The 24,856-nt window shown below is 67.1% G+C and carries 29 protein-coding genes; 9 read left to right on the forward strand and 20 right to left on the reverse strand.

Features of this window, described 5'->3' with window-relative positions; all coding sequences use genetic code 11:
• Nucleotides 1–12: 12 nt before the first annotated feature.
• A complete protein-coding gene (locus AB0N22_RS04535; RefSeq protein WP_364636600.1) occupies nt 13–858 on the reverse strand; it encodes an alpha/beta hydrolase in 846 nt (281 codons plus the stop codon).
• A complete protein-coding gene (locus AB0N22_RS04540) occupies nt 858–2,483 on the reverse strand; it encodes an adenylate/guanylate cyclase domain-containing protein (protein WP_364636602.1) in 1,626 nt (541 codons plus the stop codon). The genes AB0N22_RS04535 and AB0N22_RS04540 overlap by 1 nt, the downstream gene beginning before the upstream one ends.
• Nucleotides 2,484–2,514: 31 nt before the next feature.
• Here AB0N22_RS04540 and AB0N22_RS04545 point away from each other — a divergent pair, with 31 nt between their 5' ends.
• Nucleotides 2,515–2,880, forward strand: a complete 366-nt coding sequence (locus AB0N22_RS04545; protein WP_364636604.1) for a YciI family protein — start codon at nt 2,515–2,517, stop codon at nt 2,878–2,880.
• Nucleotides 2,881–3,150: 270 nt separating this feature from the next.
• Here AB0N22_RS04545 and AB0N22_RS04550 read toward each other — a convergent pair whose 3' ends face one another.
• The 6 genes from AB0N22_RS04550 to AB0N22_RS04575 form a co-directional block, all read right to left on the reverse strand.
• Nucleotides 3,151–4,533, reverse strand: a complete 1,383-nt coding sequence (locus AB0N22_RS04550) for a hypothetical protein (RefSeq protein ID WP_364636606.1) — start codon at nt 4,531–4,533, stop codon at nt 3,151–3,153.
• Between the two features lie 132 nt (nt 4,534–4,665).
• On the reverse strand, nt 4,666–6,513 hold the full coding sequence (locus AB0N22_RS04555) for a DUF4365 domain-containing protein (protein ID WP_364636608.1): 1,848 nt from the start codon (nt 6,511–6,513) through the stop codon (nt 4,666–4,668).
• Between the two features lie 259 nt (nt 6,514–6,772).
• Nucleotides 6,773–7,177, reverse strand: a complete 405-nt coding sequence (locus AB0N22_RS04560; protein ID WP_159540427.1) for an RNA polymerase-binding protein RbpA — start codon at nt 7,175–7,177, stop codon at nt 6,773–6,775.
• A gap of 87 nt (nt 7,178–7,264) precedes the next feature.
• A complete protein-coding gene (locus AB0N22_RS04565; protein WP_364636610.1) occupies nt 7,265–8,629 on the reverse strand; it encodes an MFS transporter in 1,365 nt (454 codons plus the stop codon).
• Nucleotides 8,626–9,396, reverse strand: coding sequence for a glycerophosphodiester phosphodiesterase (locus AB0N22_RS04570; protein ID WP_364636612.1), 771 nt, complete (start codon nt 9,394–9,396; stop codon nt 8,626–8,628). Before AB0N22_RS04570 ends, AB0N22_RS04565 begins: the two co-directional genes overlap by 4 nt.
• A 68-nt stretch (nt 9,397–9,464) precedes the next feature.
• The gene (locus tag AB0N22_RS04575; protein WP_364636614.1) at nt 9,465–10,331 is read right to left on the reverse strand and encodes a sigma-70 family RNA polymerase sigma factor; all 867 of its coding nucleotides are present in this window, start codon (nt 10,329–10,331) and stop codon (nt 9,465–9,467) included.
• Nucleotides 10,332–10,414: 83 nt separating this feature from the next.
• Between AB0N22_RS04575 and AB0N22_RS04580 the strand changes: the two genes are divergently transcribed.
• A complete protein-coding gene (locus AB0N22_RS04580) occupies nt 10,415–10,870 on the forward strand; it encodes a carboxymuconolactone decarboxylase family protein (protein WP_364636616.1) in 456 nt (151 codons plus the stop codon).
• Between the two features lie 3 nt (nt 10,871–10,873).
• Here the strand turns inward: AB0N22_RS04580 and AB0N22_RS04585 are convergent, their stop codons facing one another.
• From AB0N22_RS04585 to AB0N22_RS04620, 8 genes are all read right to left on the reverse strand, one after another.
• On the reverse strand, nt 10,874–10,999 hold the full coding sequence (locus tag AB0N22_RS04585; RefSeq protein ID WP_364636618.1) for a hypothetical protein: 126 nt from the start codon (nt 10,997–10,999) through the stop codon (nt 10,874–10,876).
• A 35-nt stretch (nt 11,000–11,034) separates the two neighbouring features.
• Nucleotides 11,035–12,570, reverse strand: coding sequence for a UDP-N-acetylglucosamine 1-carboxyvinyltransferase (locus AB0N22_RS04590; RefSeq protein ID WP_364636620.1), 1,536 nt, complete (start codon nt 12,568–12,570; stop codon nt 11,035–11,037).
• A gap of 67 nt (nt 12,571–12,637) precedes the next feature.
• Nucleotides 12,638–13,282, reverse strand: a complete 645-nt coding sequence (locus AB0N22_RS04595) for an MBL fold metallo-hydrolase (RefSeq protein ID WP_364636622.1) — start codon at nt 13,280–13,282, stop codon at nt 12,638–12,640.
• A gap of 4 nt (nt 13,283–13,286) precedes the next feature.
• Nucleotides 13,287–13,535: a DUF2630 family protein gene (locus AB0N22_RS04600; protein ID WP_364636624.1), complete on the reverse strand. Its 249-nt coding sequence runs from the start codon at nt 13,533–13,535 to the stop codon at nt 13,287–13,289.
• A gap of 47 nt (nt 13,536–13,582) precedes the next feature.
• The gene (locus AB0N22_RS04605) at nt 13,583–14,194 is read right to left on the reverse strand and encodes a LysE family translocator (RefSeq protein WP_364636626.1); all 612 of its coding nucleotides are present in this window, start codon (nt 14,192–14,194) and stop codon (nt 13,583–13,585) included.
• 27 nt (nt 14,195–14,221) lie between these two features.
• Nucleotides 14,222–14,965, reverse strand: coding sequence for an NAD-dependent epimerase/dehydratase family protein (locus tag AB0N22_RS04610; RefSeq protein WP_364636628.1), 744 nt, complete (start codon nt 14,963–14,965; stop codon nt 14,222–14,224).
• Nucleotides 14,962–15,375 (reverse strand): hypothetical protein, encoded by a 414-nt coding sequence (locus AB0N22_RS04615; protein ID WP_364636630.1) that lies wholly within the window; start codon nt 15,373–15,375, stop codon nt 14,962–14,964. The genes AB0N22_RS04610 and AB0N22_RS04615 overlap by 4 nt, the downstream gene beginning before the upstream one ends.
• A 63-nt stretch (nt 15,376–15,438) precedes the next feature.
• A complete protein-coding gene (locus tag AB0N22_RS04620; RefSeq protein WP_364636632.1) occupies nt 15,439–16,080 on the reverse strand; it encodes a hypothetical protein in 642 nt (213 codons plus the stop codon).
• A 130-nt stretch (nt 16,081–16,210) separates the two neighbouring features.
• On the opposite strand from AB0N22_RS04620, the gene AB0N22_RS04625 reads away from it, so the two are divergent.
• The gene (locus tag AB0N22_RS04625) at nt 16,211–16,621 is read left to right on the forward strand and encodes a VOC family protein (RefSeq protein ID WP_364636634.1); all 411 of its coding nucleotides are present in this window, start codon (nt 16,211–16,213) and stop codon (nt 16,619–16,621) included.
• An 82-nt stretch (nt 16,622–16,703) separates the two neighbouring features.
• Nucleotides 16,704–19,094 carry an excinuclease ABC subunit UvrA gene (locus AB0N22_RS04630; RefSeq protein WP_364636636.1) on the forward strand — a complete coding sequence of 797 codons (2,391 nt, stop codon included), beginning with the start codon at nt 16,704–16,706 and terminating at the stop codon, nt 19,092–19,094.
• A gap of 123 nt (nt 19,095–19,217) precedes the next feature.
• On the opposite strand, the gene AB0N22_RS04635 is transcribed toward AB0N22_RS04630, so the two are convergent.
• Nucleotides 19,218–19,844: a hypothetical protein gene (locus AB0N22_RS04635; protein ID WP_364636638.1), complete on the reverse strand. Its 627-nt coding sequence runs from the start codon at nt 19,842–19,844 to the stop codon at nt 19,218–19,220.
• A gap of 169 nt (nt 19,845–20,013) precedes the next feature.
• On the opposite strand from AB0N22_RS04635, the gene AB0N22_RS04640 reads away from it, so the two are divergent.
• The gene (locus tag AB0N22_RS04640; RefSeq protein WP_364636640.1) at nt 20,014–20,748 is read left to right on the forward strand and encodes a VOC family protein; all 735 of its coding nucleotides are present in this window, start codon (nt 20,014–20,016) and stop codon (nt 20,746–20,748) included.
• A gap of 10 nt (nt 20,749–20,758) precedes the next feature.
• Here AB0N22_RS04640 and AB0N22_RS04645 read toward each other — a convergent pair whose 3' ends face one another.
• From AB0N22_RS04645 to AB0N22_RS04655, 3 genes are read right to left on the reverse strand one after another with little or no spacing between them, the layout of a single operon-like run.
• Nucleotides 20,759–21,208: an SRPBCC domain-containing protein gene (locus AB0N22_RS04645; protein ID WP_364636642.1), complete on the reverse strand. Its 450-nt coding sequence runs from the start codon at nt 21,206–21,208 to the stop codon at nt 20,759–20,761.
• Nucleotide 21,209: 1 nt separating this feature from the next.
• Entirely contained in the window at nt 21,210–21,563 is a 354-nt protein-coding gene (locus tag AB0N22_RS04650) for a metalloregulator ArsR/SmtB family transcription factor (RefSeq protein WP_364636644.1), read from the reverse strand.
• Nucleotides 21,560–22,024 (reverse strand): SRPBCC domain-containing protein, encoded by a 465-nt coding sequence (locus AB0N22_RS04655; RefSeq protein WP_364636646.1) that lies wholly within the window; start codon nt 22,022–22,024, stop codon nt 21,560–21,562. Before AB0N22_RS04655 ends, AB0N22_RS04650 begins: the two co-directional genes overlap by 4 nt.
• 98 nt (nt 22,025–22,122) lie before the next feature.
• On the opposite strand from AB0N22_RS04655, the gene AB0N22_RS04660 reads away from it, so the two are divergent.
• The 4 genes from AB0N22_RS04660 to AB0N22_RS04675 are packed head-to-tail and all read left to right on the forward strand — an operon-like array spanning nt 22,123 to nt 24,822.
• Complete coding sequence (locus tag AB0N22_RS04660; RefSeq protein ID WP_364636648.1) at nt 22,123–22,626, forward strand: hypothetical protein; 504 nt, start codon at nt 22,123–22,125, stop codon at nt 22,624–22,626.
• Nucleotides 22,623–23,213: a class I SAM-dependent methyltransferase gene (locus AB0N22_RS04665; protein WP_364636650.1), complete on the forward strand. Its 591-nt coding sequence runs from the start codon at nt 22,623–22,625 to the stop codon at nt 23,211–23,213. Before AB0N22_RS04660 ends, AB0N22_RS04665 begins: the two co-directional genes overlap by 4 nt.
• Nucleotides 23,214–23,244: 31 nt before the next feature.
• Nucleotides 23,245–23,856 carry a DUF1992 domain-containing protein gene (locus AB0N22_RS04670; protein ID WP_364636652.1) on the forward strand — a complete coding sequence of 204 codons (612 nt, stop codon included), beginning with the start codon at nt 23,245–23,247 and terminating at the stop codon, nt 23,854–23,856.
• A gap of 33 nt (nt 23,857–23,889) precedes the next feature.
• Nucleotides 23,890–24,822 (forward strand): DNA-3-methyladenine glycosylase 2 family protein, encoded by a 933-nt coding sequence (locus AB0N22_RS04675; protein ID WP_364636654.1) that lies wholly within the window; start codon nt 23,890–23,892, stop codon nt 24,820–24,822.
• The last annotated feature ends 34 nt before the right edge of the window (nt 24,823–24,856 follow it).

Here is a 24,856-nt window from a genome sequence, read left to right on the forward strand (position 1 = left end):
CTCCTCGCCGGGCTAGGCCGCCGACGCCGCGGCGTGGCGCTCGAGCCAGTCCCGCATCAGCCGTCCTGTCTGGCCTGGGTCGTCGAACATCGGGAGGTGACCGACTCCTGACAGGACGTGAGACTCAGCGTGGGGGACTGCCTTCTGCCACAGCGGCTGCTCGTGAATCATGGGCGTGAACCGGTCCTTCTCGCCCCAGGCCAGCATGAACGGCACAGTCACCTCAGGTTCTGAGTCGAGCTGGTAGGCAGCGAATCCCGGGAGCAGGTTGTCCCAGTCACCCTTCGCGCTGTTCCTACGGATCGCGAGCGCCTGTCGAGCCGAGATCCTGCCGCCGTCCTCGACCAGAGCTCGCAGCGCGACCCGCCTCATGCGCGGGGACGAGAGAACGACCGGCACCATCAGGCGCTGCGCCCACGAGAGGCTGTTCAGCATCTCGAAGTGCTTCACGAGTCGTCGGGTCTGCTCCTGGTTCGATCCTCCGGCGGGGCACATGGCGAGCACGCTGCGCGCCCGTCCATCCCTCGCGACGCCGAGCGCAGCGAGGCCACCGAGAGAGCAACCAACGATGTGAGCGGACCGAAAGCCCGCTCGGTCCATCTCCTCGGCGACGCCGCGGGTCAGGTCGTCCAACGTGATCGGGCCGGACAGGGAGTTTCCGCCGTCCCAACCGGCCAAGGTCGGCGCGATGATCTCGAACCTGTCCGAGAGATAGGGGATGACGGACTCCCACTTGCTCCAAGGGTTTGCGCCCATGTGCAGCAACACCAGCGGATCACCAGACCCGATGTGAAGCGTCCGTCGTCCGCTGCTGGTCACCTCGACGTGGTGCTTGAGGCAAGTGGCCCGCGACGCCATCAGACGCGGGCACCGCGATCGGTCGCGTTCGCGAACTTGGCCATCGCGCGCATCAGTCGGGGCACGCGGCGAGCGGCTTGCACCGCGACCTTGTCCATCGAGGTCTGTGAGGACTCGGTGAGGGGGATGTTGCGAGGGCTTCGGGCGTGGTCGAATCGATAGAGCTCCCACACGCCGGGTACGCCCTTGAGCCGCTTCTCACCGACTCGTTCGAACTCGAGTCCCGAACCGATCACCAGGTCGCGAACCGTCCGCGAGACGTACACCTCATCCCCGCCGGCGGCAGCCATCACGCGCGCGCCGACATGGACGTTGAGGCCGGTGACGCCGGCGAGTCCTCGCTGCAGCTCTCCTGCGTGCACGCCGCAGCGGACCGGGATGCCCGCAGCACCGGCCTCTCGCGCGATGCGCTCGGCGCAGCGGACGGCGACGCCGGGCATGTCAAGCAGGCTGAAGGATCCGTCGCCGCTGAAGTCGATCACCTGGCCATCGGCGTCAGCCACCGCCGACCGCACCGTGTGCTCGTGGACGCTCTTCAGCCGTTGGTACTCCGCGTCGCCGATGTCGGCCAGCAGCTTGGTCGATGCCACCATGTCAGTGAAGAGGACCGTACCGAAGAAGCGGTTGTCCCCGGCCACCCTCTTGGGTCCCAGACCGAGCTCGAGCAGATGCATCACGACGGGGTAGTACGCCTCTCCGATCGAGGAGCCTGGCGCCGGTGCCGGCATCACGTGGAGAGTGGCGTTCGGCATCTGCGCGACCATCCGCTCGGTCCAGGACAACGGGCTGACGCCACCGTCCTGGATCAGCACCCGGGTCGGCGCCTGGATGACCGGCAAGAGGTGGGTGAAGTCGAGCCCCGCCGACCATTCCCAGTGAGCGCGAGCCTCGGCCGGCGACATCGAGCTGCGCTCAAGCATCGCCATCAGTCGGCGGTTGTTGGCGGACCGCATCTCGGCGTTCCACATGTCCATGGTCCGGCCGCTGCCCCAGGTGGCGGCGATGTTGTTGACCACGTCTGCCATGGACGCGATCTCGGCCTCGCTTGCCCACGGTTCGTCGCAGGACCCGTCGATTGCCTGCGGAAACGGCATCCACAGGCACAGCCCGGCGACGCGCTCGGGGTATCGCGCCGCAGCCAGAGCGGCCGGACCGCACGCACTTCCCGGTGCGCCGATGACGGCTCGCTGCATTCCTGCCGCGTCCATGACCGCGATGATGTCGTCGGCCTGCTGCTCGAGCGTCGGCACGTAGTCGATGCGGTCGGACAGGCCGAAGCCGCGCCGCTGGAAGATCGCGACGCGGCCGTTGCGCGCCACTGCGCCGAGATTCGCTTCGGTGTGCGGGTCGGCCCACAGCAGGTCGAGATGCATGATCTCGCTGCCGTAGTAGACGAACTCCCCGGGTCCGGTCCCGAAGACTTGGAACGCCAGACCAGCACCCTCACGATCGATGTACTTCGTGTCCGGGGGAGTCACGACTCCATCAAACCGCAATTCCCTCAGATTCAGTGGGACAACAGCGAGAATCGCACGTGGTGGCGTTGCGGCTCGACGGCGACGATTCGCGAGATCGTCTGTCGTATCGACGGTGCGCCGTTCGTGGGATAGATGGAGGTCGGCCACACCGGCGGACCGTACGAGGAGGAGTCACACGATGACGAAGTACCTGATCACCTTCACCGAGGGCGCGATGGTGCCCCTGTCCCACCCGGACCTTCCGGCCATCGCCAAGGCCGCCGAGGATGCCTCTCAAGAGGCCATGGACGCGGGCGTATGGGTGTTCGGTGGTGGGCTCATGCCCCAGGTCGCGAGCACGGTATCGCCACAGGGTCTCGTGACCGACGGGCCGTTCCCGGAAACCAAGGAGTTCATCGGCGGATTCGTGGTGGTCGAGGTGGACACGCGAGACGAGGCACACCAGTGGGCGGCCAGGTTCGCTGAGGCCTGCCGGTGCGATCAGGAGGTTCGGGTGATCGACGAACCGCCCGAGGAGTCGTACGCGACCTCGCACGGCGCCTGATCGGTCACGCCGTCGAACGCCTCGCTGTGATAGTTGATGGCAAGCGGCACGAACTCGTTATCGACGACCACGGAGAACCATTCAAGGTGGTGGCTTCTGGTCAGGCTTCGAAGGAACTCACGTGGTCGCACATGCACGGCCAGTGGGAGGATGGGTGATCAGTGCTCTCATAGCACTGATCACAGCGTCGGGGGCGTCGCCGCTCCGCGCTAGATACCCGCCATCTGAATATGGATCGGAGCGAACCTTGAGGACGCTCTCATTCCGTGGTCACCGAGTCGTGTTTGCAGCGCGCATGAGCGACTGGTGCCATGCTCCAAAGGACTCGATGTAGCCCGCCTCCCTCGGCGCTATCTGTTCGATGAACTTCTTGATCTGACCGCGGTACCGGTCCCTGGCAGTCAGGCCGTCGACTCCGGCGAACAGAAAGGTCGTCCGTGGATAGACGTTTGCTTTCGCCACCAGACGCCCAATTAGAAAGTCCTGCACAGCATCTACGTGGTCAATGCCGCGTTGAACTTCGGCACGGCTGGGCGAGTAGCCCGCGTGAACGAATCGATTTCGCAGGGCGCTCGCTTCGCCACGAAAGTGTTGCCACGCCGATCGGGAGGAGTTCCAGTCGCCCCCGAGAATGGGTCGAAGCTGCCTTGCGGCGCGACTAAGTGGGGTCTCCTCGCCAAAATGGCGCGCAGCAGTGTCAGGCCCGTCTGCTGATGGGTCGCGAAAGTGAGTTTCCCAAAGAGTCGCGGAGAGCAGGGCATCGCACAGGATCTCCACTCCAGTACATGCCGACACGATTGCCGAACCGTACTCGCCTTCCCGGTTCAGCAGTCTTCCGGCCTCGACGATCTTTTCGCGCGCAAGGGCGCCAGGCATCCTCGCCTCTAGGCATCGTCGCCAGTGGACGATTGTCTGGTCTACGACTGAGTCCGTTTCGTCGTCGGGTCCGTCTCCTGGAAAGTTGAGGTGCGCGAGGTGAATGAGACCGGCAACCTCCCAACTCCTATCCGGCGGGATGGGATACTTGCGGTCCGCCCCGAAGGCGACGGCAGTCAGAAAATTGATCATCATGGGAGTGCGCTCGTAGGAAGGAAGTACGGGGGCTCGTCGCCCGGTCAGAGTGATCGACCGCGCAACTTCTCGCACTGCGTCCAGGGCCCGCATGAACTGATCCGACCTTGGTCCCAAATGTTGTGGGCGACCGTCCCAGTCCTCAGGTGGCACGTCGGGACTTGAGTCTTCAGTGATGATGTCTGCGATTGAATGCCATCGCTGAAGCTTGAGGAAAGGCGACTCTTCGGAGTCGATGTCGAGATCGAAACCGAGTTTGTTCATCAGCAGCGCCGTCGCGCGGACTGACAAGGTCAGATCGTCATCTGCCTCCAACTCGATCTGACGAATAGTCGATAAGACTATAGGCGAATCCGCCGCGCCATCTTGATCATGCGACGGGTAGTGCGCAGGGACCGTAGTCGCATCCGGCAATGCAAGGTATCCGGGCAGCCGGAAGATGTAGCGGATGAGGTGGACGTGGTCCGCGCTAAGAGAGCAGGTCTCGTGGATTGGTTCGCCGTCCGCATCAGCTTGACCGCGCGGGCCGCCCCACCCACATGTCTGTCCACTCGCCAAGGGCGCGACGTCATCAGAACCCACCACAAAATGACCTTAGCCCGCTGTCATCTGAGTTCTCGTGATTTAGGCGGAACACCCGGTTTTGTGGCCATACCTGAGCTGAGAGATTACAAAGTGCGCGGGCCACGTCGATAGTTAGCAAGAACGGAAACTCTACGTCTGACCGCCGCCCTCGTCGGCCGATTCGGGGTCTTCAATGACGATATTGAACTCTGTTACGAACTGGAAACCGGGTGGACTTCCCACGATCTCGAAGCTTCGAGAGATCACTGCGTCGAGTCCAGCCGCATGCGCCGGTGGTACCGATTGCCTCGTGGCCAAGAGGAGATCCCGGACGTTTGGTTCGTCATGAAGCATCTGCGCGAGCAAATCTATGAGCCCCTCATCTGGGTCGTGAAGGTAGGACATCACGGCAATGGCGAACAAGTCGGGCTCGCCGGACAAGAACGCGGCGGCTGACAGCTGCGTCGGGCGCTGTCTATAGCCCCGCTTGTTGGTCAGAGCCAGCCACACGAACCCCTGCAAGACGTCGCCATCTCTGAGGTGACGAGTTAACTTCTTCGTGCTTAGGGCCGACAGGTTGGTCCCCTCCGGCGGGGACTGGCGACGCGCTTGGCTCGAGACACGAAGGTGCTCCACGGCTTCGGTAAGAATCGCCTCTACAAATAGGTCTCTCCAGTTGGACGTTCCCTCATTGAGGACGCTGCGAATTACGTCCAGCGCTTGCCTGTATTCGCCCGCATACATGAGCGCGTCCGCCCACTGGGAACCAGCCTTCGATAAACCGGCAAGCTCGACCGCCCTCTCGTAGTGGATCGCGGAATTTTCGAAGTCCTCGTTGAACCAAGCCGCGCCCCCCAGTAGCTGCTGAGGCTCAGGTCGTGATCCGTAACCCTCAGGGCTTAGCGCAATGGCCCGTTGAACCCACAAGGCCGCTGAAACTCGATCGTGCATTGCGTATTGGAATTGAGCAAAGTTGTATGACCATCGCGCCGCCAGTTGCGGTTGGTCGTCTGCCTCAGCGGCCGCGACCAAGCGCTCGATATGACATTCGAGGTCGCGCATTTCGACGCCTGTTTTCTCGCGCGTCGCAACCTGACTCAGCACTAATAGGTAGATCTCGGCTGTGCCCACGTGACCACGCCTGAGGGCGCGGAGGAGCAGCGCCAACGCCGCCCGCTCGTCGTGCAACTCGAAAACTGCGGCGGCAATATCGAGCGCTACGGTCGTCTCAGCCTCCGCATCAGAGAATTCGCCAGCTCGAGTGACTATGGTCAAGGCCTCACCAAATCGGTTCATGCGCGATAGCAGCGCAGCAAAGACGACCAGCGCATCGGCAGCACTATTAGCTATGTCAACCGGCTCGTCGTAATGCAGTGTGCTTGAACCCACGCCTGCGGGAAGTGCCACACGCGTCGCCTCGGTAGATAGCTGGACCTCAAACGCGTCAGCTTGGCTGGAGCGGAAGTAGGCAGAGAGCCCGGCCCGCTCCACAGCACTGAAGAACTCGGCGACCAAGGTGTGCTGCGAGTCTTCACGGATGCGCATTTGGAACGGTCGTCCGTACGCTCCGCTTCTGACCGATCTAAACAGCTCGACCATCTTTCGCAGGTCAGAGTCTCCGGCGGGGATTCGATGCTGGTCGTCGAAACGAATGCGAGTCGTTTCCTGCCCAGCTTTCAGGACGGGGTCTAGGGCGTGAATCCACCGGCCGTATGTCAGTTGTGTGCTGTCGTCGTACGCGACAAGGAGAACTGGCACATCCAGTCTTCGCCAGTACTGCAGGTGATCGACCTTGATATCCCGAAAAGGCCCGATGTGGTCGGGGTGTTCCATGCCTTTGAGCTGAGCCTTGAACGTCAAGCCGGTTGCCGTGCCGTCGTCATCGAAGATTTCGACTTCGACATCAATGCCGTAATCCTGGTCGATGGGTCGGACGACCCAACCGAGCGGACCGACCAGCAGTCTGCTGAGCTCGTCCCGGGACAACCGCTCCAGCACGTGGCTGCGACTGCGAGTAGGCATCTTGTGACCCTAACGGCACCCCCTCTCTTGATGAGCAATTTCCGTTTGCGAGCTGGGTGAAGACCTAGAGACGATGAACAGTGCTCTGCATTAGAGCATGCACGAAGTCTCTTCGACCTCCTCCGGACTGGAGCATTCTGGGCGGAATGACGCAGTGCTCGCGGCGCGACAGAGTCGCCGGAAACCAAGAGAACCCCGGCCGGAGCCGGGGTTCTTCGTCGTACGAGACCTGGAGTCAGGCGCTCTTCTTGGTCGTGCTCTTCTTCGCCGCGCTCTTCTTGGCGGGCCGGTGGAGGTGCGGCGGTCCGATCTCCCCACCGCGGAGCAGCTCCAGCCGCTCGGTGAGGATCTCTTCGAGCTCTGCCTCAGAACGGCGCTCGAGGAGCATGTCCCAGTGGGTCCGGATCGGCTTCTCAGCCTTGCCCTCGGGCTTCACACCGTCGGCCAGCTGACCGATCTGCCCGGTCTTGGGGTCTTCCCACTCGAACGGGATCTCCGCCTCGTCCGCCATCGTCACCGTGAACGTGTGCCCATCGGGGCATACGTACTCGACCTGCTGACGGGGAGCCATTTCCACGCCGCGCTCGTCCTCGAAGCTCTGCGTCCCGAGCCGAGCACCTCGCAATGCACGTTCAGCCATGTGCGTCCCCTCTCGTTGCTTACCACTTACAACGTAAATGACGCATATGAGATTCCCCTAAACGCGCACGAGTACACGCGAGCGAGGTCACACGATTTCCGGAGCCCGGTTTCCCGCCTCGATGATGCCCTTGCGCGCGTCCAGCTTCCACAGCAGTCCGCCACCGACGACGAAGAAGATGATGAGCGCCAATATGGCGGGCCGGTAGGAGTCGGTGAGCTGGTGGACGACGCCGAACACGAGCGTCCCGAGCCAGCTCGTGCCCCGCTCGCAAGCCTGGTAGAGGCTGAAGTACTCCGCCTCACGGCCACGGGGGATGAGCTGGGAGAAGAACGCACGCGACAGGGCCTGCGTACCGCCGAGCACGAGCCCGATCGCGACGGCGAGGACGAGGAACGGAGCGATCTGCTCCGACGGCAGGAAGTAGCCGAAGCAGACCACGAGGATCCAGACCCCGAGGCCGTAGAGGATCGTCCGATGGCTGCCGATGCGCGCCGCGACCCGGCCGAAGACCAAGGCGCCGACGACCCCGACGAACTGCACGATGAGGATCGTCGCGATGAGGATGCTCGTCTCGAACCCCAGCTGCTTCTCGCCATAGACCGACGCGGAGTAGATCACGGTCTGGATGCCGTCGTTGTAGAACAGGTAGGCGACGAGGAACAGCAGCGTCTGCGGATAGTTGCGCAGCTCGCGCAGCGTCCGGAACAGCTGGCCGAAGCTGCGCTGCATCAACGTCGCACCCTCGGCCGGCACGACGCCCCGGGGTTCGCGGTCCTTGATGCCGCGGTAGGGGATCAGCGTGAAGTACGCCCACCAGATCGCCGCGGACAGCAGGCTGACACGCACCGCCATCTCGGTCGACAGGCCGAAGGGCTTGACCGTGACGAGCGCGAGGTTGACGGCGAGCAGCAGGCCACCGCCGAGATAGCCCAGGGCCCACCCGCGCGACGAGATGCGATCACGCTCGTCCGGCTCGGCCACCTCGACCAGGATCGCGTCGTAGACGACGATCGACGAGGCGTAGAAGAGGTTGGCGACGACCAGCAGGCCCGCGCCCAGCTGCCAGTTGGTGCCGGTGACGAAGAACATCAGCGCCGCCACGGCTGCGCCCGACCAGGCCAGGCGAGCCATCAAGGTCTTCTTGGACTCGACGCGGTCGGCGATCGCCCCGACGATCGGCAGCACGAACGCCGAGATCACGGTCGCGAGCGTCACGACGTAGAAGACGAGGGAGCCGGCCGAGACCGACAGGCCGAGCACCGAGAGGTTCTCGACGCACTTGCGGTCGTCGTCGCCCGCGAACCCGCACGCGGCGCGCTCAGCGACACTGGTGAGGTAGGGCGCGTAGAGCACCGTGCCGATCGTCGTGATGTACGCCGAGTTGGCCCAGTCGTAGAAGAACCACGCCCGCTGCTCTGGATTCGCCCTGACCTTGGTGGCCTTGGTCATGCGGGGTTCTTCCACGTGCCTCGGGCGATGAGGACGTCCTTCAGGACGTCCGTGCGGTCGGTGATGATGCCGTCGACCCCGAGGTCCAGGAGCTGGTGCATCTCGTCGGGGTCGTCGATCGTCCACACATGGACCTGCAGTCCGAGCGCGTGCGCCTTGCGGAGGAACCACGGGGTCACGACCCGGAGGCGGCCGCGCCTCGGTGGCACCTGCAGGCACACGAACGCCGGCCGGACCACCTGACGCAGGAGCAGCCGGGGCAACAGCTTGACGAGAGCCACCTCGACCGACGAGGCCGAGGTCGCCACCTCGGGAAGCCGGCGCCGAACCGCCTTGAGGCGTCGGTGCGAGAACGACGCGATGCACGTACGTCCAACGGCATCGTGCTGCTCGACCACCGCGCAGGTGTGCTCGACGACGTCATCGGACTTCACGTCGATGTTGAGCCGCGCGTCGGGAAACTCCTCGTAGAGCGCCTCGAGGCGGGCGAAGGGCTCGCGCTGGTCGAGGCGCTGCAGGTCGAGGTCCTCCGCGGTGAGCGACGAGACGTGATCCGAGGCGCCCGACAGCCGGTCGAGCCCTTCGTCGTGGATCGCGTAGACGACGCCGTCGGACGACGACCGCACATCGGTCTCGAGGTAGCGGAACCCCAGCTCGTACGCGTGCGCGAAGGCCGCGAGCGAGTTCTCGATGCCGACGTTGCCGCCCGTGCCGGACCCGCCACGGTGCGCGAACGCCAGGGGAGGCGTGTCGAGGAATTCGCTCACGCGCTCAAACTAAGCCCTCCGGGGTCCAACGCGGTGCCGAGCCCCAGCGCGTCGCCGACCGGTTGGACTCAGTCGAGGTAGGTCAGCTCGATGTCCTTGACCCGCGCGGGGTCGGCGGTGACCTCGATCGAGGCGATCCGGTCGCCGACGAACGTGGCCTCCAGGACAGAGCTGACCCGCCCCTCGAGGAGCGCTGCGATCGCCACGGAGCCGTTGATGAGCACCGGACGGCTCTCGGCACCGGTGCGGCGGAAGGCCGCGGCGCCGGTCGCCACCCGGCGTGCCCCCCGAAGGATCGTCGGCACGCCGGTGCCGGTGTCCGCCCGCAGCACGACGTCGGGGTCCAGCACGCGAACGAGCGCCTCGAAGTCACCCCCACGGGCAGCCGCGATGAACGCGTCGATGATGGCGCGCTGCTGCGCGAGCGGGGGAGCGGACTCCGGGTCCGAGCCCTGCACGCGGCGGCGCGCCCGGCTGGCGAGCTGGCGGGCGGCCTCGGGCGTACGTCCGACCATCGGTGCGATCTCGTCGAAGGGCACGGCGAACATGTCGTGCAGCACGAACGCCAGCCGCTCGGCCGGGGTCAGCTTGTCCAGCACCACCAGCATCGCGAGACCGACCGAGTCGGCGAGCACGGCCTCCTGCTCCGGATCCAAGCCATCAGGAGTGCTCGGGTCGTGCGGGCGTACGTCGAGGGGCTGCTCGTCGCGGGCCTTGCGCGAGCGCAGCATGTCGAGGCAGACCCGACCCACGACCGTCGTGAGCCATCCGCTGAGGTTGTCGATCGTGTCGGCGTCCGTGCGGGTCAGGCGCAGCCAGGACTCCTGCACGGCGTCCTCGGCCTCGCTGAGCGAGCCCAGCATGCGGAACGCCATGGCGCGCAGGTGTGCACGATTGTCCTCAAAGCTCCTTGCCAGGAAGTCGTCATCGGCCATCGGTCACATCCGCCTCTCGAGATTCGTCATAGCCCTGACGAATCACACACCGACGATGTGACACGACCATGAGGAGAATCATCATGCAGGCACGTATGGACAACCCCGCCGTTGCCGTCCCCGGAGCGCTCGAGGCACTGCAGTCGCTCAGCAAGGCGATCCACCGGACGGGACTGCCCGACACGACCAGCGAGCTCGTCCACCTGCGAGCGAGCCAGATCAACGGCTGCGGCGTCTGCCTGCAGATGCACGCGCAAGCGCTGCGCAAGGCGGGAGAGAGCGACGAGAAGATCGACACCGTCGCCGGCTGGCGCGACGCGCCCTACTTCGACGCGGCGGAGCGCGCGGCCCTGGCGCTGACCGAGGCCGTGACCCGCCTGAGCGACCGGTCGGATCCGGTGCCCGACGACGTGTATGCCGAGGCGGCCGCTCAGTTCGACGAGCAGCAGCTGGGCGGCCTCATCCTGACGATCGCGGCGATCAACGTGTGGAACCGCGTCAACGTCACCACCCACCAGGTCGCCGGGGCGTGGGGCTGAGCCTCAGGGGCTCAGTTCCTTCGCCACCGGCTCACGCGAGCCTTTCGGCTCGCGTTTGGGGCTCAGTTCCTTCGCCACCGGCTCACGCGAGCCTTTCGGCTCGCGTTTGGGGCTCAGTTCCTTCGCCACCGACTCACGCGAGCCTTTCGGCTCGCGTTTGGGGCTCAGATGTCCCGGAACGTCTCGATCTGGGCGCCCAGGGCGTTGAGCCGCTCGGCGAGGTCCTCGTAGCCGCGGTTGATGACGTAGACGCTCCGCAGCACCGAGGTGCCCTTGGCCGCCAGCATGGCGAGCAGGATCACGACGGCCGGACGCAGCGCCGGCGGGCAGACGAGCTCGGTGCCGCTCCAGTGCGTCGGGCCCTCGATGAGCACACGGTGCGGGTCGAGCAGCTTGACCGAGGCGCCGAGCTTGTTGAGCTCGGTGAGGTAGATCGCGCGGTTCTCGTAGACCCAGTCGTGCAGCATCGTCTGACCTTCGGCCGTCGCGGCGATGACCGCGAAGAACGGGAGGTTGTCGATGTTGAGGCCCGGGAACGGCATCGGGTGGATCTTGTCGATCGGCGCGTGCATCGGCGACGGGTGGGTCGTGATGTCGACGAGACGGGTCTCACCGTTCTCGGCGGCGTACTCGTCGCCGCGGTCGTACTGGAAGCCCATCTCCTCGAGCAGGGCGAGCTCGATCTCCATGAACTCGATCGGCACGCGGCGGACCGTGATGCTCGACTTGGTGACGATCGCCGCGGCGATGAGGCTCATGGCCTCGATCGGGTCCTCGCTGGGGGCGTACTCGACGTCGCAGTTGATGACGGGCTTGCCGGTCACGCGCAGCGTCGTGGTGCCGATGCCCTCGATGCCGACACCCAGCTTGACCAGGAAGAAGCACAGGTCCTGGACCATGTAGTTGGGGCTGGCGTTGCGGATCACGGTGACGCCGTCGTAGCGGGCGGCCGCGAGCAGCGCGTTCTCGGTGACCGTGTCGCCGCGCTCGGTCAGCACGATGGGCCGCTCCGGACCGACGCCGGCGGCGGCGGTCGCGTGATAGCTACCCTCGGTCGCAACGACCTTGAGACCGAACGGCCGCAGCGCCGTCATGTGCGGCTCCACCGTGCGGGAGCCGAGGTCGCAACCGCCGGCGTAGGGCAGCTCGAAGTCGTCGTAGCGGTGCATCAGCGGACCGAGGAACATGATGATGCTGCGCGTACGCCGGGCGGCGTCGGCGTCCATCGCGGCGAGATCGAGCGTCGCCGGGACGATGAGCTCGAGGTCGTTCTGGTCGTTGAGCCAGGTCGCCTTGACCCCGATCGAGGTCAGCACCTCGAGGAGGCGGTTGACCTCCTCGATGCGGGCGACCTTGCGCAGGACCGTCGTGCCGGCGTTGAGCAGGGAGGCGCAAAGCAGTGCGACGCCCGCGTTCTTGCTGGACTTGACGTCGATCGAGCCCGACAGGGTCGTGCCGCCGGCCACCCGGAGGTGGCTGGGCCCGGAGGTGCCGACGGAGACGAGCTCGGAGTCGAGCGCGCTGCCGATGCGGGCCAGCATGTCGAGCGTCAAGTTCTGCTGCCCCTTCTCGATGCGGTTCACGGCACTCTGGCTGGTCCTGAGCTCGGTGGCGAGCTCGGCCTGCGTCAGGCCCGTGTGCTGGCGGGCGTCACGGATGAGTGCCCCGATTCGGGAAAGGTAATCGTCGCGGACGGTCATGCCTTTCACCATATCTCAGATATGAGATAACTCAATTCGATGAACGAGACACGGCGTGCCGCGTCGATCACACCGTCGCGATGTCGCTCTGGCCGAGCTGGCGAGCGTCCTCGACACCGCCGAAGTTGACCACGTGCCCCCAGTAGATCCCGTACGCCGGCTCGGCGATCGTCAGGTCGTGGATCGGGAACAGCGTCGTGGGGGAGACCCTCCGGACGAAGTCGACGGTCTCGCTGACCTTGCCCCATGGGGCAGCGAGCGGCAGGGCCAGGACGTCGACCCCGTCAGGTGCGTGCTCATAGGTGTCGCCCGGGTGGAACAGCGTGGGTTCGCCCTCGGCGGTCACCAGCACACCGATGTTGGCGACGCGGGGGAGCTCGGGCACGATGACCGCGTGCTGAGCGCCGACTCCGCGGATCGTGAGGCCCTGGACCTCCGTCACGGTGCCGTCGGCGTGCTCACGCCAGTCGCCGATCTCGGTGGTCGAGGCGGTCTCGGGATCGCACAGCAGCAGGGCCTGCGGGTTGCGCTCGAGCAGGGCGGCCCCGCGCGACACGTCAAGGTGGTCGGGGTGCTGGTGGGTCACGACGATCGCGTCGAGATCTTCGAGCTCGAAGGTCTCGTCGCGGCTGAACACGCCGGGATCGATCAGGATGCGGGCTCCGGCCGCCTCGACGAGCAGGGCGGCGTGCCCGAAACGAGTGATCTCCACCGGGTCAGCCGAGGTACTTCTCGACGACGTCGGGCGAGCGCTCGGCGGCGTCCTCCGGCAACTGGCCGTACTCACGCTTGGCGTTGCGCTGTCGCAGCAGGTCCCACGCCTGGTCGAGCTCGACCTCGAGCTTCTGCAGTCGGGCATGCTCCTCGCCCGGCGTGATCTCGTGCTTGCCCAGCTGCTCGCGCAGCGCCTTCTCCTCGGCGACCAGCGCGGAGATGTGCTCGTGGATGCCTCGATCAGTCGTCATGGCGCGAGTCTACGACCGGCCGTCACGCCACGACAGGCGCCCGCGGCTCAACGTTCGGCGACGGCCAGCTTGGCGCCGAGCACGACGAACGCGCCGGCGAAGGTGCGGCGCATCCAGGTGAGCACCGCCGGTCGTGAGATCACCCGGTCGCGGATCGCGGCTGCGAAGACGCCGTACGCGACGAAGACCGCGAACGTGATCAGCATGAACACGGCACTGAGCTCGAGCATCCTCAGGACGTACTGGGGTTCTCCTGCGCTGACGAACTGGGGCAGGAACGCGACGAAGAAGATCGAGAGCTTCGGGTTCAGGATGTTGACCAGGACCCCGGACACGATGACCTGCCGCGCCGACCTCGGCTCACCCTGGGCCTCGACGCTGAGGGCGCCCGTGTCGCGCAGGGTGTTCCACGCCATGTACAGCAGATAGGCGACGCCGGCGTACTTGAGGGTCTGGAACGCCACCGCACTGGTGTGCAGCAGCGCGGCAAGGCCCGTGACCGCAGCGACGATGTGGGGGAGCGTGCCCAGCGTGCACCCGAACGCGGCCACGAGACTGGCTCGCGTGCCGCGCGTCAGCCCGGCGGCCATCGTGTAAAGCACGCCGGTGCCGGGGGAGGCCACCACGATGAGCGAGGTGATCAGGAACGCTGCAGTCATGCGGGGGATCGTAATCGCATTCGGGCCTCACCTGGCCCGTTCCGCCAACCAGTCCTCGTACGTCTGCACGCCTCGCGGACCGGGTCCGGTCGGCAGCAGCCCTCCGGATGCCATCGCCGAGGCGCCCGCAACGGGCAGTCGGGCCTGCAGCACCGGCCGCCGCGACCCGCGAGCCCGCAGGAGCCGGCGCCCCATGTCGGCGAGCGACTCCTCCCGGGGACCGGCCAGCTCAGGCGCCATGCCGACCGGAGTGCCGATCGCCAGCTCGGCGAGAGCGGCGGCCACCTCTCGAGCGGCGATGGGTTGCACCCGTGCCCGGGGGACGATCGCGACCGGACCGGGCACCTGCTGCAGCACCTGGCCGGCGAACTCGTGGAACTGCGTCGCCCGGAGCACGCTCACCGGCCGGGAGGACGCGAGGACGAGCTCCTCCTGCCGCAGCTTGCCGGCGTAGTAGCCGAGCCCCACGCGATCGATGCCGACGATCGACACCGCGACGTGGTGGCGGATGCCGGTACGGTGGCCGGCTGCGAGCAGGTTCGTCGTGGCTGCCTCGAAGAAGCCGACCGCCTTGCTGCGGCTCGTCGTGATGCGGTTGCTGACATCGATGACCGCCTGGGCTCCGTCGAGCGCCTGGTCCAGCCCGGCACCCGTCACGAGGTCGACACCACGCCCTCGCGACAGCACGACGGGGTCGTGTCCTCCGGTCCTCAGCACCTCGACGACGTACGACCCGAGGGTGCCGGTGCCACCGGCGACCGCGATCCTCATGCCCCGGCCCGATCACGACGCGGGAGGACCAGCAACGCGGCCATCACGACGGATCCACCGAGCGCGATCGCGTTGAGCACCTGGTCGAGAGCGCCGTACTCACCGAGGTGAGGCAGGTGGTACGACGCGTGCAGCGTCCCGAACGTCAACCAGGTCGCGCCGGCCACCATCACGACGGTCGGCTGAAGGCTGAGCGCGGCGAGGAGGCTGAGCACCAGCAGCGCTGTGTAGGTGGCACCGACGTCGCGGATCAAGTGCTCGTTGTAGGCACCGTCGACCCCGACCCACACCCGGCCGAACCCCGGGAACGAGTCGTAGAAGGAGCGGGGCGCGATCGTCGCCCACGGTCCGGCGTAGGCGCCGGTCGCGGCCAGGACCAGGAGGAGCGTGCGTTGCAGAGTTCTCGTCATGCCCTCCAGACGACGCTCCCCGGTGATGTGTGACAAGCACCGTCGCGCTGTCTCGCCCGGGAGTCAGGCCGGGACGGGCTCGAGCTGGGGTGCGGCCAGCGCGAGCCGGCCGGCGCGCCACATCGTGTGCACCACGACGGCGGCGACCAACGCGCCGGTCACGTTGAGCGCGAGATCGCTGAGGGTGTCGGTGTAGGCCCCGCGCCGCTCCGACGACAGCGAGCTGAGAAAGGCGTAGTACTCCGCGATCTCCCACGCGATGGCGGAGGTGGCTCCGAAGGCAAGCGCACGCTCCAGGGTCGCCTTGAGCGACGAGGTGCGGTGCATCGTCAGCAGGATGACGCCGGCCGTCAGGAACCCGGTGTTCATGAAGTGCATCCAGTCGTCGAACCAGGAGATCGTGTCGTACATGTTCATCCGGTTGCCGAGGGTGTCGGTGAAGCACGTGATCGTGACGAGCAGGTCGGCCACCCAGGGGAACGACGCCCGGTCGCGCCAGAAGACGAACCAGAGCACCGGGACCGAGAAGGCCAGCAGGGGATAGGTGACCGCCCGGAGCCCGGCCGCCTTGCCGCGCATGTGACCGAGGTCGGGGAACATCAGAGCGACCGCGAGGAGGAACACGAGCCCGGCCTTGGCCGTCAGGTCCATGCTGCGCACCACAGGTGGGGCGACGTGACGGGTCGCCAGCTGCGTGTCGGTCATGTGCACAGGATAGAGCGTCTCCCCAGTGCCATTCGCCAATCGCGCCCGGCGCGGCCACCTCGAGGACACCCGTCGTTCATGTCAGGAATCGAGAAGCGCAGCGTCCGCGCCCGGCGCTAGCGTGGTCGACATGGACATCACGATTCACACCACGCTTCTCCCGCACACCGACCCGGACGCCTCGGTGGCCTTCTTCCGCGACGCGCTCGGCTTCGAGGTCCGCCAGGACGTCGGCAAGGGCCAGATGCGCTGGATCACCGTCGGTCCGCCCGGGCAGCCCGGCACGTCGATCCTGCTGGCGCCCCCGGCCGCCGATCCCGGCATCACCGACGACGAGCGCCGCATGATCTCGGAGATGATGGCCAAAGGTACGTACGGCTGGATCCTGCTGGCGACGCGAGACCTCGAGAGCGTCTTCGACCGTGTGCAGGCCACCGACGCCGACGTGGTGCAGGAGCCGACCGACCAGCCGTACGGCGTCCGTGACTGCGCCTTTCGTGACCCCGCGGGCAACATGATCCGCATCCAGCAGCTGGCCTGACCAACGCCGCCGATCTGGTTGGATCGAGCAGTAGGTCTCGGCGGCGAACGCGCGCGCGAGCCGCCTGACGGATGGAGAACAGATGAGCACGGCCACGACAGATGGCGGACCGCACGCCGCCGACAGCCACGACCTCATCCGGGTGCAGGGCGCCCGTGAGAACAACCTCAAGGACGTCAGCGTCGAGATCCCCAAGCGCAGGCTCACGGTCTTCACCGGTGTCTCGGGCTCGGGCAAGAGCTCGCTGGTCTTCAGCACGATCGCTGCGGAGTCGCAGCGCATGATCAACGAGACCTACAGCGCGTTCGTCCAGGGGTTCATGCCGTCGCTGGCCCGTCCCGAGGTCGACTACATGGACGGCCTGACCACGGCGATCATCGTCGACCAGGAGCGCATGGGGTCCAACCCACGGTCGACGGTCGGCACCGTGACCGACGCGCACGCGATGCTGCGCATCCTCTACAGCCGGCTCGGTGAGCCGCACATCGGCCCGCCGACCGCGTACTCGTTCAACGTCCCGACCCGCACCGCCAGCGGCGTGATGAGCACCGACAAGGGCGGACGTACCGAGAAGAGCGTCGTCAGCAAGGCGGTCTACCTCGGCGGCATGTGCCCGCGCTGCGAAGGCATGGGCGCGGTCAGCGACTTCGACCTCACCGCCCTCTACGACGACAGCAAGTCCCTCAGCGAGGGCGCGCTCACGGTGCCGGGCTACAGCATGGACGGCTGGTACGGCCGCATCTTCGCCGGCGCCGGCCTCGACATGGACAAGCCCATCAGCGCGTTCAGCAAGAAGGACCTCGACAAGCTGCTCCACAGCGAGCCGACCAAGATCAAGGTCGAGGGCATCAACCTGACCTTCGAGGGCATCATCCCCAAGATCCAGAAGTCAATGCTGTCCAAGGACGTCGACGCGATGCAGCCTCACATCCGTGCCTTCGTCGAGCGCGCGATCACGTTCCAGACCTGTCCCGAGTGCGAGGGCACGCGCCTGACCAAGGAGGTCCTGGCCTCGAAGGTCAACGGCAAGAACATCGCCGAGCTGTGCGCCATGCAGATCAGCGACCTCGCCGCCTGGATGCGTGAGCTCGACGAGCCGAGCGTCGCCCCGCTGCTGACCGGCCTGCAGCACCTGCTCGACTCGTTCACCGCCATCGGGCTCGGCTACCTCTCGCTGGAACGGCCGTCGGGCACGTTGTCCGGGGGAGAGGCGCAGCGCACCAAGATGATCCGCCACCTCGGCTCGTCACTCACCGACATCACGTACGTCTTCGACGAGCCGACGATCGGCCTGCACCCGCACGACATCGAGCGGATGAACGCGCTGCTGCTGCAGCTGCGCGACAAGGGCAACACGGTGCTGGTCGTCGAGCACAAGCCCGAGGCCATCGCGATCGCCGACCACGTCGTCGATCTCGGTCCCGGCGCCGGCACGAGCGGTGGGGAAGTGGTCTTCGAGGGCAGCGTCGAGGGCCTGCGGAGCAGTGACACGGTCACCGGCCGACACCTCGACGACCGCTCGGCGCTCAAGGAGTCCGTACGCCCGTCGACCGGTGTCCTGGAGGTTCGCGGCGCTTCGACACACAACCTGCGCGACGTCGACGCCGACATCCCGCTCGGCGTGCTGTGCGTCGTCACGGGCGTGGCGGGATCGGGCAAGAGCTCGTTGATCCACGGGTCCGTTGCCGGGCGCGACGGTGTCGTGGTGGTCGACCAAGGAGCGATCCGGGGTTCACGGCGCAGCAATCCGGCGACCTACACGGGGCTGCTCGAGCCGATCCGCAAGGCGTTCGCCAAGGCCAACGGGGTCAAGCCGGCACTGTTCAGCTCCAACTCCGAGGGCGCCTGCCCGACCTGCAACGGCGCCGGGGTGATCTTCACCGAGCTCGGCGTCATGGCGACGGTGCAGTCGACCTGCGAGGAGTGCGAGGGCAAACGGTTCCAGACGGCCGTGCTGGAGTACACGCTCGGCGGCCGCAACATCGCCGAGGTGCTCGCGATGCCGGTGTCCGAAGCCGTCGAGTTCTTCCGCGACGGCGAGGCGGCGACGCCCGCGGCGACCACGATCCTCGACCGGCTCGCTGATGTCGGCCTGGGCTACCTGAGCCTCGGTCAGCCGCTGACGACGCTGTCCGGCGGTGAGAGGCAGCGGCTCAAGCTCGCGACGCAGATGGGCGACAAGAACGCCGCTGTCTACGTGCTGGACGAGCCGACCACGGGCCTGCACCTGGCCGATGTCGAGAACCTGCTCGGCATGCTCGACCGCCTGGTCGACTCCGGCAAGTCGGTCATCGTCATCGAGCACCACCAGGCCGTCATGGCGCACGCCGACTGGATCATCGACCTGGGACCGGGTGCAGGCCATGACGGCGGCACGATCGTCTTCGAGGGCACGCCCGCTGACCTCGTACGTTCACGGTCGACGCTCACCGGCGAGCACCTTGCGGCGTACGTCGGCTCGCACGAGCGGTGACGTCGCGTCCACGTCAGCGGCGATCTTGGACGCCAGGTCACCTTCGACCCTCAGAAAGGGCTCAGGCGAATACTTACTTGTCCGATAATGCACATTATGTCAACTAAGATGGAGAAGTCGCGCTCAGATGGACTCCCCTGAGGCGCAGGCCTGCGCAACGGTCGGCCTCCCGGGACCGAGCGTGTCCCCGTCAGTCGGGAACACCTGAGCGTGCTCTGGACCTCGCCGAACGGTCTCGGCGTCGACAGAGACACACGTGCCGTCGTCGAACTGGAGCTGCACGGTGACGACCTGGCCAGGCGTCAGCCCCTTCGGCACCACGAAACCACCCGCATCGGAAGGGTCACCGGCACGGCTCACCTCGCCAGGACGGATCGGCAGCCACATCTGCGTGCTCGCGACGTCGAACGCCTCGGCACCCGCCGTGATGTGCACCGACGTCAGCGACACGGCCTTCTCACCGCCCTCGAACGCTGCTGAGAGCGTCGCTGAGCCGTCCTCGTTGGCCACCATCACGACGTCAGAGACAACCAGGGGTCCTGCCGCACGTACGGACGCGGCTGCCGGCGCCCAGAGCGGCTGTGCCACCGCCGTCTCCCCCGTGCTCGACGAGCCGCTCGAGATCCGACGGACCTCGCCGGCGGATGACTCCCCCGACGGCGCCGGCGAGGCGACGAGAGCGGCGGTGGCTACGCACACGACTGACGCGCCTGCCAGGAGCACCCTCAGCCGCAGCGCTCCCGAGTTCATCGGCGATCCCTCATAGCGCCAGTGTCCGGCATGATCGGATGTGTGACAACCTTGCACACTTGACGCGAGACTGGCAGTCGCCGTGAACTTCTCCTCCGCGCCGCACCATTGACGCTCGACGCGGCAGGACCCTAGCGTTGCCAACCTCCGAGTCGAAGGCTCGCAGCCGATGATGGGACCCGAGATGACGTCCAACCTGTGCTCAGTGATCTTCGACGCCCGCGACCCGCGGACCTTGGCGAGCTTTTGGGCCGGTCTCCTGGGCTGGGACATCACCGCCGAGGAGGACCGGTTCGAGCTCGTTCCCCGCGACGGGACCGGCTACCACCTCGGTTTCGACCCCGGTGGCGAGCCCAGGACCGGACCCAACCAGATCCACTTCGACCTGACGAGCGAGTCCCGAGAGCACGAGGCGCGGACCATCGCGCTGGCACTGGAGCTCGGCGCCCGGCACATCGACATCGGGCAGACTCCCGAAGAGGGTCACACCGTCCTCGCCGATCCGGAGGGGAACGAGTTCTGCGTCATCCCGCCGGGCAACAACTTCCTCGCGGACACCGCCTTCATCGGGGCGATCAACTGTGACGGGACGCAGGCGGTGGGCTACTTCTGGAGCCAGGCCCTCGGTTGGCCATTGGTGTGGGACCAGGACGAGGAGACCGCCATCCAGGCACCCGAGGGAGGTTCGAAGATGTCGTGGGGCGGCCCGCCCGTGGCGCCCAAGACGGGCAAGAACCGCCTCCATCTCGACATCGCTCCCCCGCGTGGCACGGACCAGCAAGCCGAGGTTGAGCGCCTCGTGGCCCTGGGGGCGAAGCGCGTCGACATCGGACAGGGCGACGTGGACTGGGTGGTCATGGCCGACCCCGATGGCAATGAGTTCTGCGTCCTGACCCCCCGCTGACCTCGACAGGTCAGTGCCAGTCACTGATCCTCACGTCGCCGGGAGCCGGCTCGCCCCGGCCCGTCTCGACGTACGCCTTGAGACTCATCAGGAACGTCGCCCACTTCGTGCTGCAGTGGTGCATGAACTCGACGCGTTCGCGCCACCCCTCATGGGCGAACAGGACGATCGTGTAGTCGCCCTCGGTCCGCAGGTCCCACCTGACTCGCGTGCCGATCCACTCCTCGGGTCCGTCGACGACCTCCCACAGCACGTGCTGCGCCGGGTTGGCCGCCAGCACGCTCATGTCGAAGCCCCCGGGATCCGGCGCACCGGCGAACCGGAAAGCGAGCACCCCACCGGCGTCGCCGTCCCCGCGTACGTCCTTGGTCCACCACCCGGCCAGCCCCTCGGTCGTGGTCAGCGCCGCGTACACGGCCTCCTGCGGGGTCGTCATTCCCACGCGATGCACGATGTCCATGTCAGTCCTCCTGAGCTCGGTTGGCTCGGTTCTTCTCGACGGTCTCGGCGATGTGCTTGATGCGGCGGAGCCTGGCGTCCCACGTGTCGCCGACGGCGGTGAGCTGGGCGACGGCCCGCGCCAGCTGCGCGGCGTCGATCGCGTACCGCTTCTCGCGTCCGGACTGCGTGCCGTGCACGAGCCCGACCCGGTCGAGCACCGCGAGGTGCTTGGCGACCGCCTGGCGGGTGACCGGCAGCTCCTCGCTGAGGGAGGTTGCCGTCGCTGCACTTCTGAGCAGCATCAGGTCGAGCAGCTGCCGCCTGGTCGGGTCTCCGATCGCCGACCACAGCGCGTCGTCAACGGCGACGGTCATGAGGCTGCGACCAGCGCTTCGGCGTGCGCCTTGATGCGCGGCACAAAGGTGTCCCAGCCCTCGCCGTGCTCGCGGTAGCGCTCCTCGAGCACTGCTGCCTCCCAGCCACGCTCGCGGAACCCGGTCTCGCTGAACCGGAGCAGCGTGCCGGTCCCGCTCGGCACGAGCTCGAAGGTCACCAAGTTGGAGTTGCCCTCGGCCGCCGTCTCCCCCGCCGGGCTCGTCCACCGGAAGCTGAAGAGTCGCGGCGGGTCCGCCACGATCACGGTCATCTGCTCGACGTGAGCCCGCGGATCGTCGCCGTTCGCCCAGACCAGCTCCCCCGCCGAGGCCGGCTCGGGCCGTACGTCCGTCTCGGCGTACCACCAGTCGCGGATGTGCTCGGGCGTGCTGATCGTCTCGAACACGACTTCGGGCGAGGCGTCGATGTGGATCTCGCGATCGATGCTGGCGTACTCCATGATTCCTCCGTATGTGCAACTAGTGGTTGCGCATCACAGTAGTCGCCCAGTCCGCAAAGCGCAACCATGGGTTGCATTGCGCAGGCCATACTCGATGCATGCTCGTACGACGCTCGGCGCTCCTCATCGCGTGTCTTCTGCTCACGGCATGCAGCGAAGGCAACGGCGACAAGGCCGAGAGCACCACGACGCCCAGCGCCAGCCGCACCACGACGCCCGGCAGCGAGCCGGCTCCGAAGCCATCGACAGGCACCGAGATAGTCGTGGCGGACAGCGAGTTCGGCCCCATGCTCTTCGACTCCCGGGAGCAGGCGATCTATCTGTTCGACCTCGAGGAGACCGAGGCACCGAAGTGCTACGGCGAGTGCGCCAAGGCATGGCCACCCGTGCTGACCGAGGGCGAGCCGCTGGCCGGCGACGGCGTGGATGCGTCGCTCCTCGGCACCTTTCGCCGCGCCGAGGGCACGATGCAGGTGACGTACGGCGGCCACCCGCTCTACTACTACGCGCACGAGGGTCCCGGCGAGGTGGAGTGCCACGACGTCTTCCTTAACGGCGGCAACTGGTACGTCGTGCAACCTGACGGTTCGCGAGCGCCATGAGCGACGCCGCCGAGTGGGACGCGATCTACGCCGAGCGGCACTCGGTCTGGAGCGGCGAGCCGAACGCCCAGCTGGTCGCTGAGGTCACGTCTTTGACACCCGGCACCGCGCTCGACGTCGGCTGCGGCGAGGGTGCCGACGCCATCTGGCTGTCGCAGCAGGGCTGGGACGTGACCGCTGTCGACATCTCACAGGTCGCGCTCGGCCGCGCTGGCGAGCAGGCACGCGCCACGGGCGTCGACATCACGTTCCAGCAGGCCGACCTGGTCACGACTCCCCCGGCCGGCTCGTACGACCTGGTGTCGGCGCAGTTCTTCCACCTGCCCGACCCGCCCCGCGCGCAGACGTACCGAGGACTGGGCGCTGCGGTCCGAGCCGGCGGACACCTGCTCGTGGTGGGGCACTACCCGTCCGAGCACATCGGCAAGGACCACCCCGAGCGACTCTTCGCGAATGACGAGATCGTCGCCCTGTTCCCCGAGGGATGGGACGTCGTGACGTCCCAGGTCCGGGAGCGCAGGGCCGTGCACCACGGCGAGCTGCGCGACCTGGTCGACGGCGTCGTGCTGTTGAGGCACCGCGGCTAGGCTTGGAGCACGAGCTGGAGGAGTGATCCCGATGAGCGCGCGCGACCGCAAGCGACACGAGTATCGCTTGCGCCTCGAGGCGGAGGCAGCGGCGGCTGACGAGGACGAGCAGGACGAGGGCGAGGCGCGCGAGCGGCACATCGCCAACCGGGCCCAGTGGGTCGAGCTCCAGGTGCAGCAGGCGATGCGCAGGGGCGAGTTCGACAACCTCCCCGGCGCCGGCAAGCCCATCCCCGACCTCGATGCGCCCTACGACCCCGACTGGTGGCTGAAGCGGCTCATCGAGCGCGAGCAGATCACCGGCGTTCTCCCGCCGGCCCTGGCGCTGCGCACCGAGGACGCCGCGATGGACGACACGCTCGACCGCGAGACGACTCCCGACGGCGTACGCCGCGTGGTCGAGGACTTCAACGCCCGCATCATCGAGGCCCGCCGTCAGCTCCAGGGTGGCCCTCCCGTCATCACTCCCCTGCGCGACGTCGAGGAAGAGATCGCCGATTGGGCGCAGCGTCGCGCCGACCGGGTGGCCCGCCAGCGCGCGGTCCTCGAGCAGCTCCGGCGCGAGGAGGCAGCCGCCGCATCATCGTCCTGGTGGCGACGCCTGCTGGAGCGGCTCCGTCCGAGGTTTCGCCGCCTGATCTGACCATCGTCGGTGCCGGCAGGCAGACTTGACGGCATGGGCACGGCCGAGATCTCGCAGACGCGTCAGCTGCGGCTGCTGACCCCGGTCAACGTCCCGCTGACGCTCAGCATGCTGCGTCGGGGCGTCGGGGACCCGACCACCCGTCGCGACGGCACCCGCCTGTGGCGCACCAGCCGCATGCCCAGTGGTCCGGTCACGTACGTCCTGAGCCAGCCCGATCCCCGCGTTGTCGAGGCCCAGGCGTGGGGCCCGGGAGCGTCCGAGCTCCTCGAGGGCCTGCCCGGTCTCTCCGGCGCCGACGACGATCCGACCGGGTTCGTGCCGCACCACCCCATCGTGGCTGACGCGTTCCGACGCTTCCCCGGGCTGCGGGTCCCGCGCACCGGACGCGTGCTCGAGGCGCTCATCCCCGCCGTCATCGAGCAGAAGGTCGTCGGGCTCGACGCCTTCGCCGCCTGGCGGCGCCTCAACCTGCGCTTCGGGGAGCCCGCCCCCGGACCCGCACCATCCGGCATGCGCGTCTTCCCGACGGCCGAGCAGTGGGCGGCCATCCCGTCGTGGGAGTGGCATCGAGCGGGCGTCGACCCGCAGCGCGCCAGGACGGCCCAGGCGTGCGCACGGCTCGGTCAGCAGGTCGACCGTCTCGCCACGACCCACCCGGACGACCACGCCGCCGTCTATCGCGGACTGCGGAGCATCCCTGGTGTCGGCGTGTGGACCGCCGCCGAGGTGGGCAGCCGGGCCCTCGGCGACGCCGACGCGGTCCCCTTCGGCGACTACCACGTGGCCAAGGACACCGGCCGGGCCCTGATCGGCCGCGCGGTCGACGACCAGGAGCTCGCCGAGATCCTGCAGCCTTGGCGGCCTCACCGCTTCAGGGTCGTACGTCTGGTGCAGCTGAGTCCGCTCGCCAGGCCCGAACGTCGCGGTCCCCGCATGCCACGGGTCGATCACCGGCACATCTGACCCCACCGGAATGAATGCGCTCCGCAACCGGTTG

This window comes from Aeromicrobium sp. NPDC092404, assembly GCF_040684095.1.
Classification (GTDB): domain Bacteria; phylum Actinomycetota; class Actinomycetes; order Propionibacteriales; family Nocardioidaceae; genus Aeromicrobium.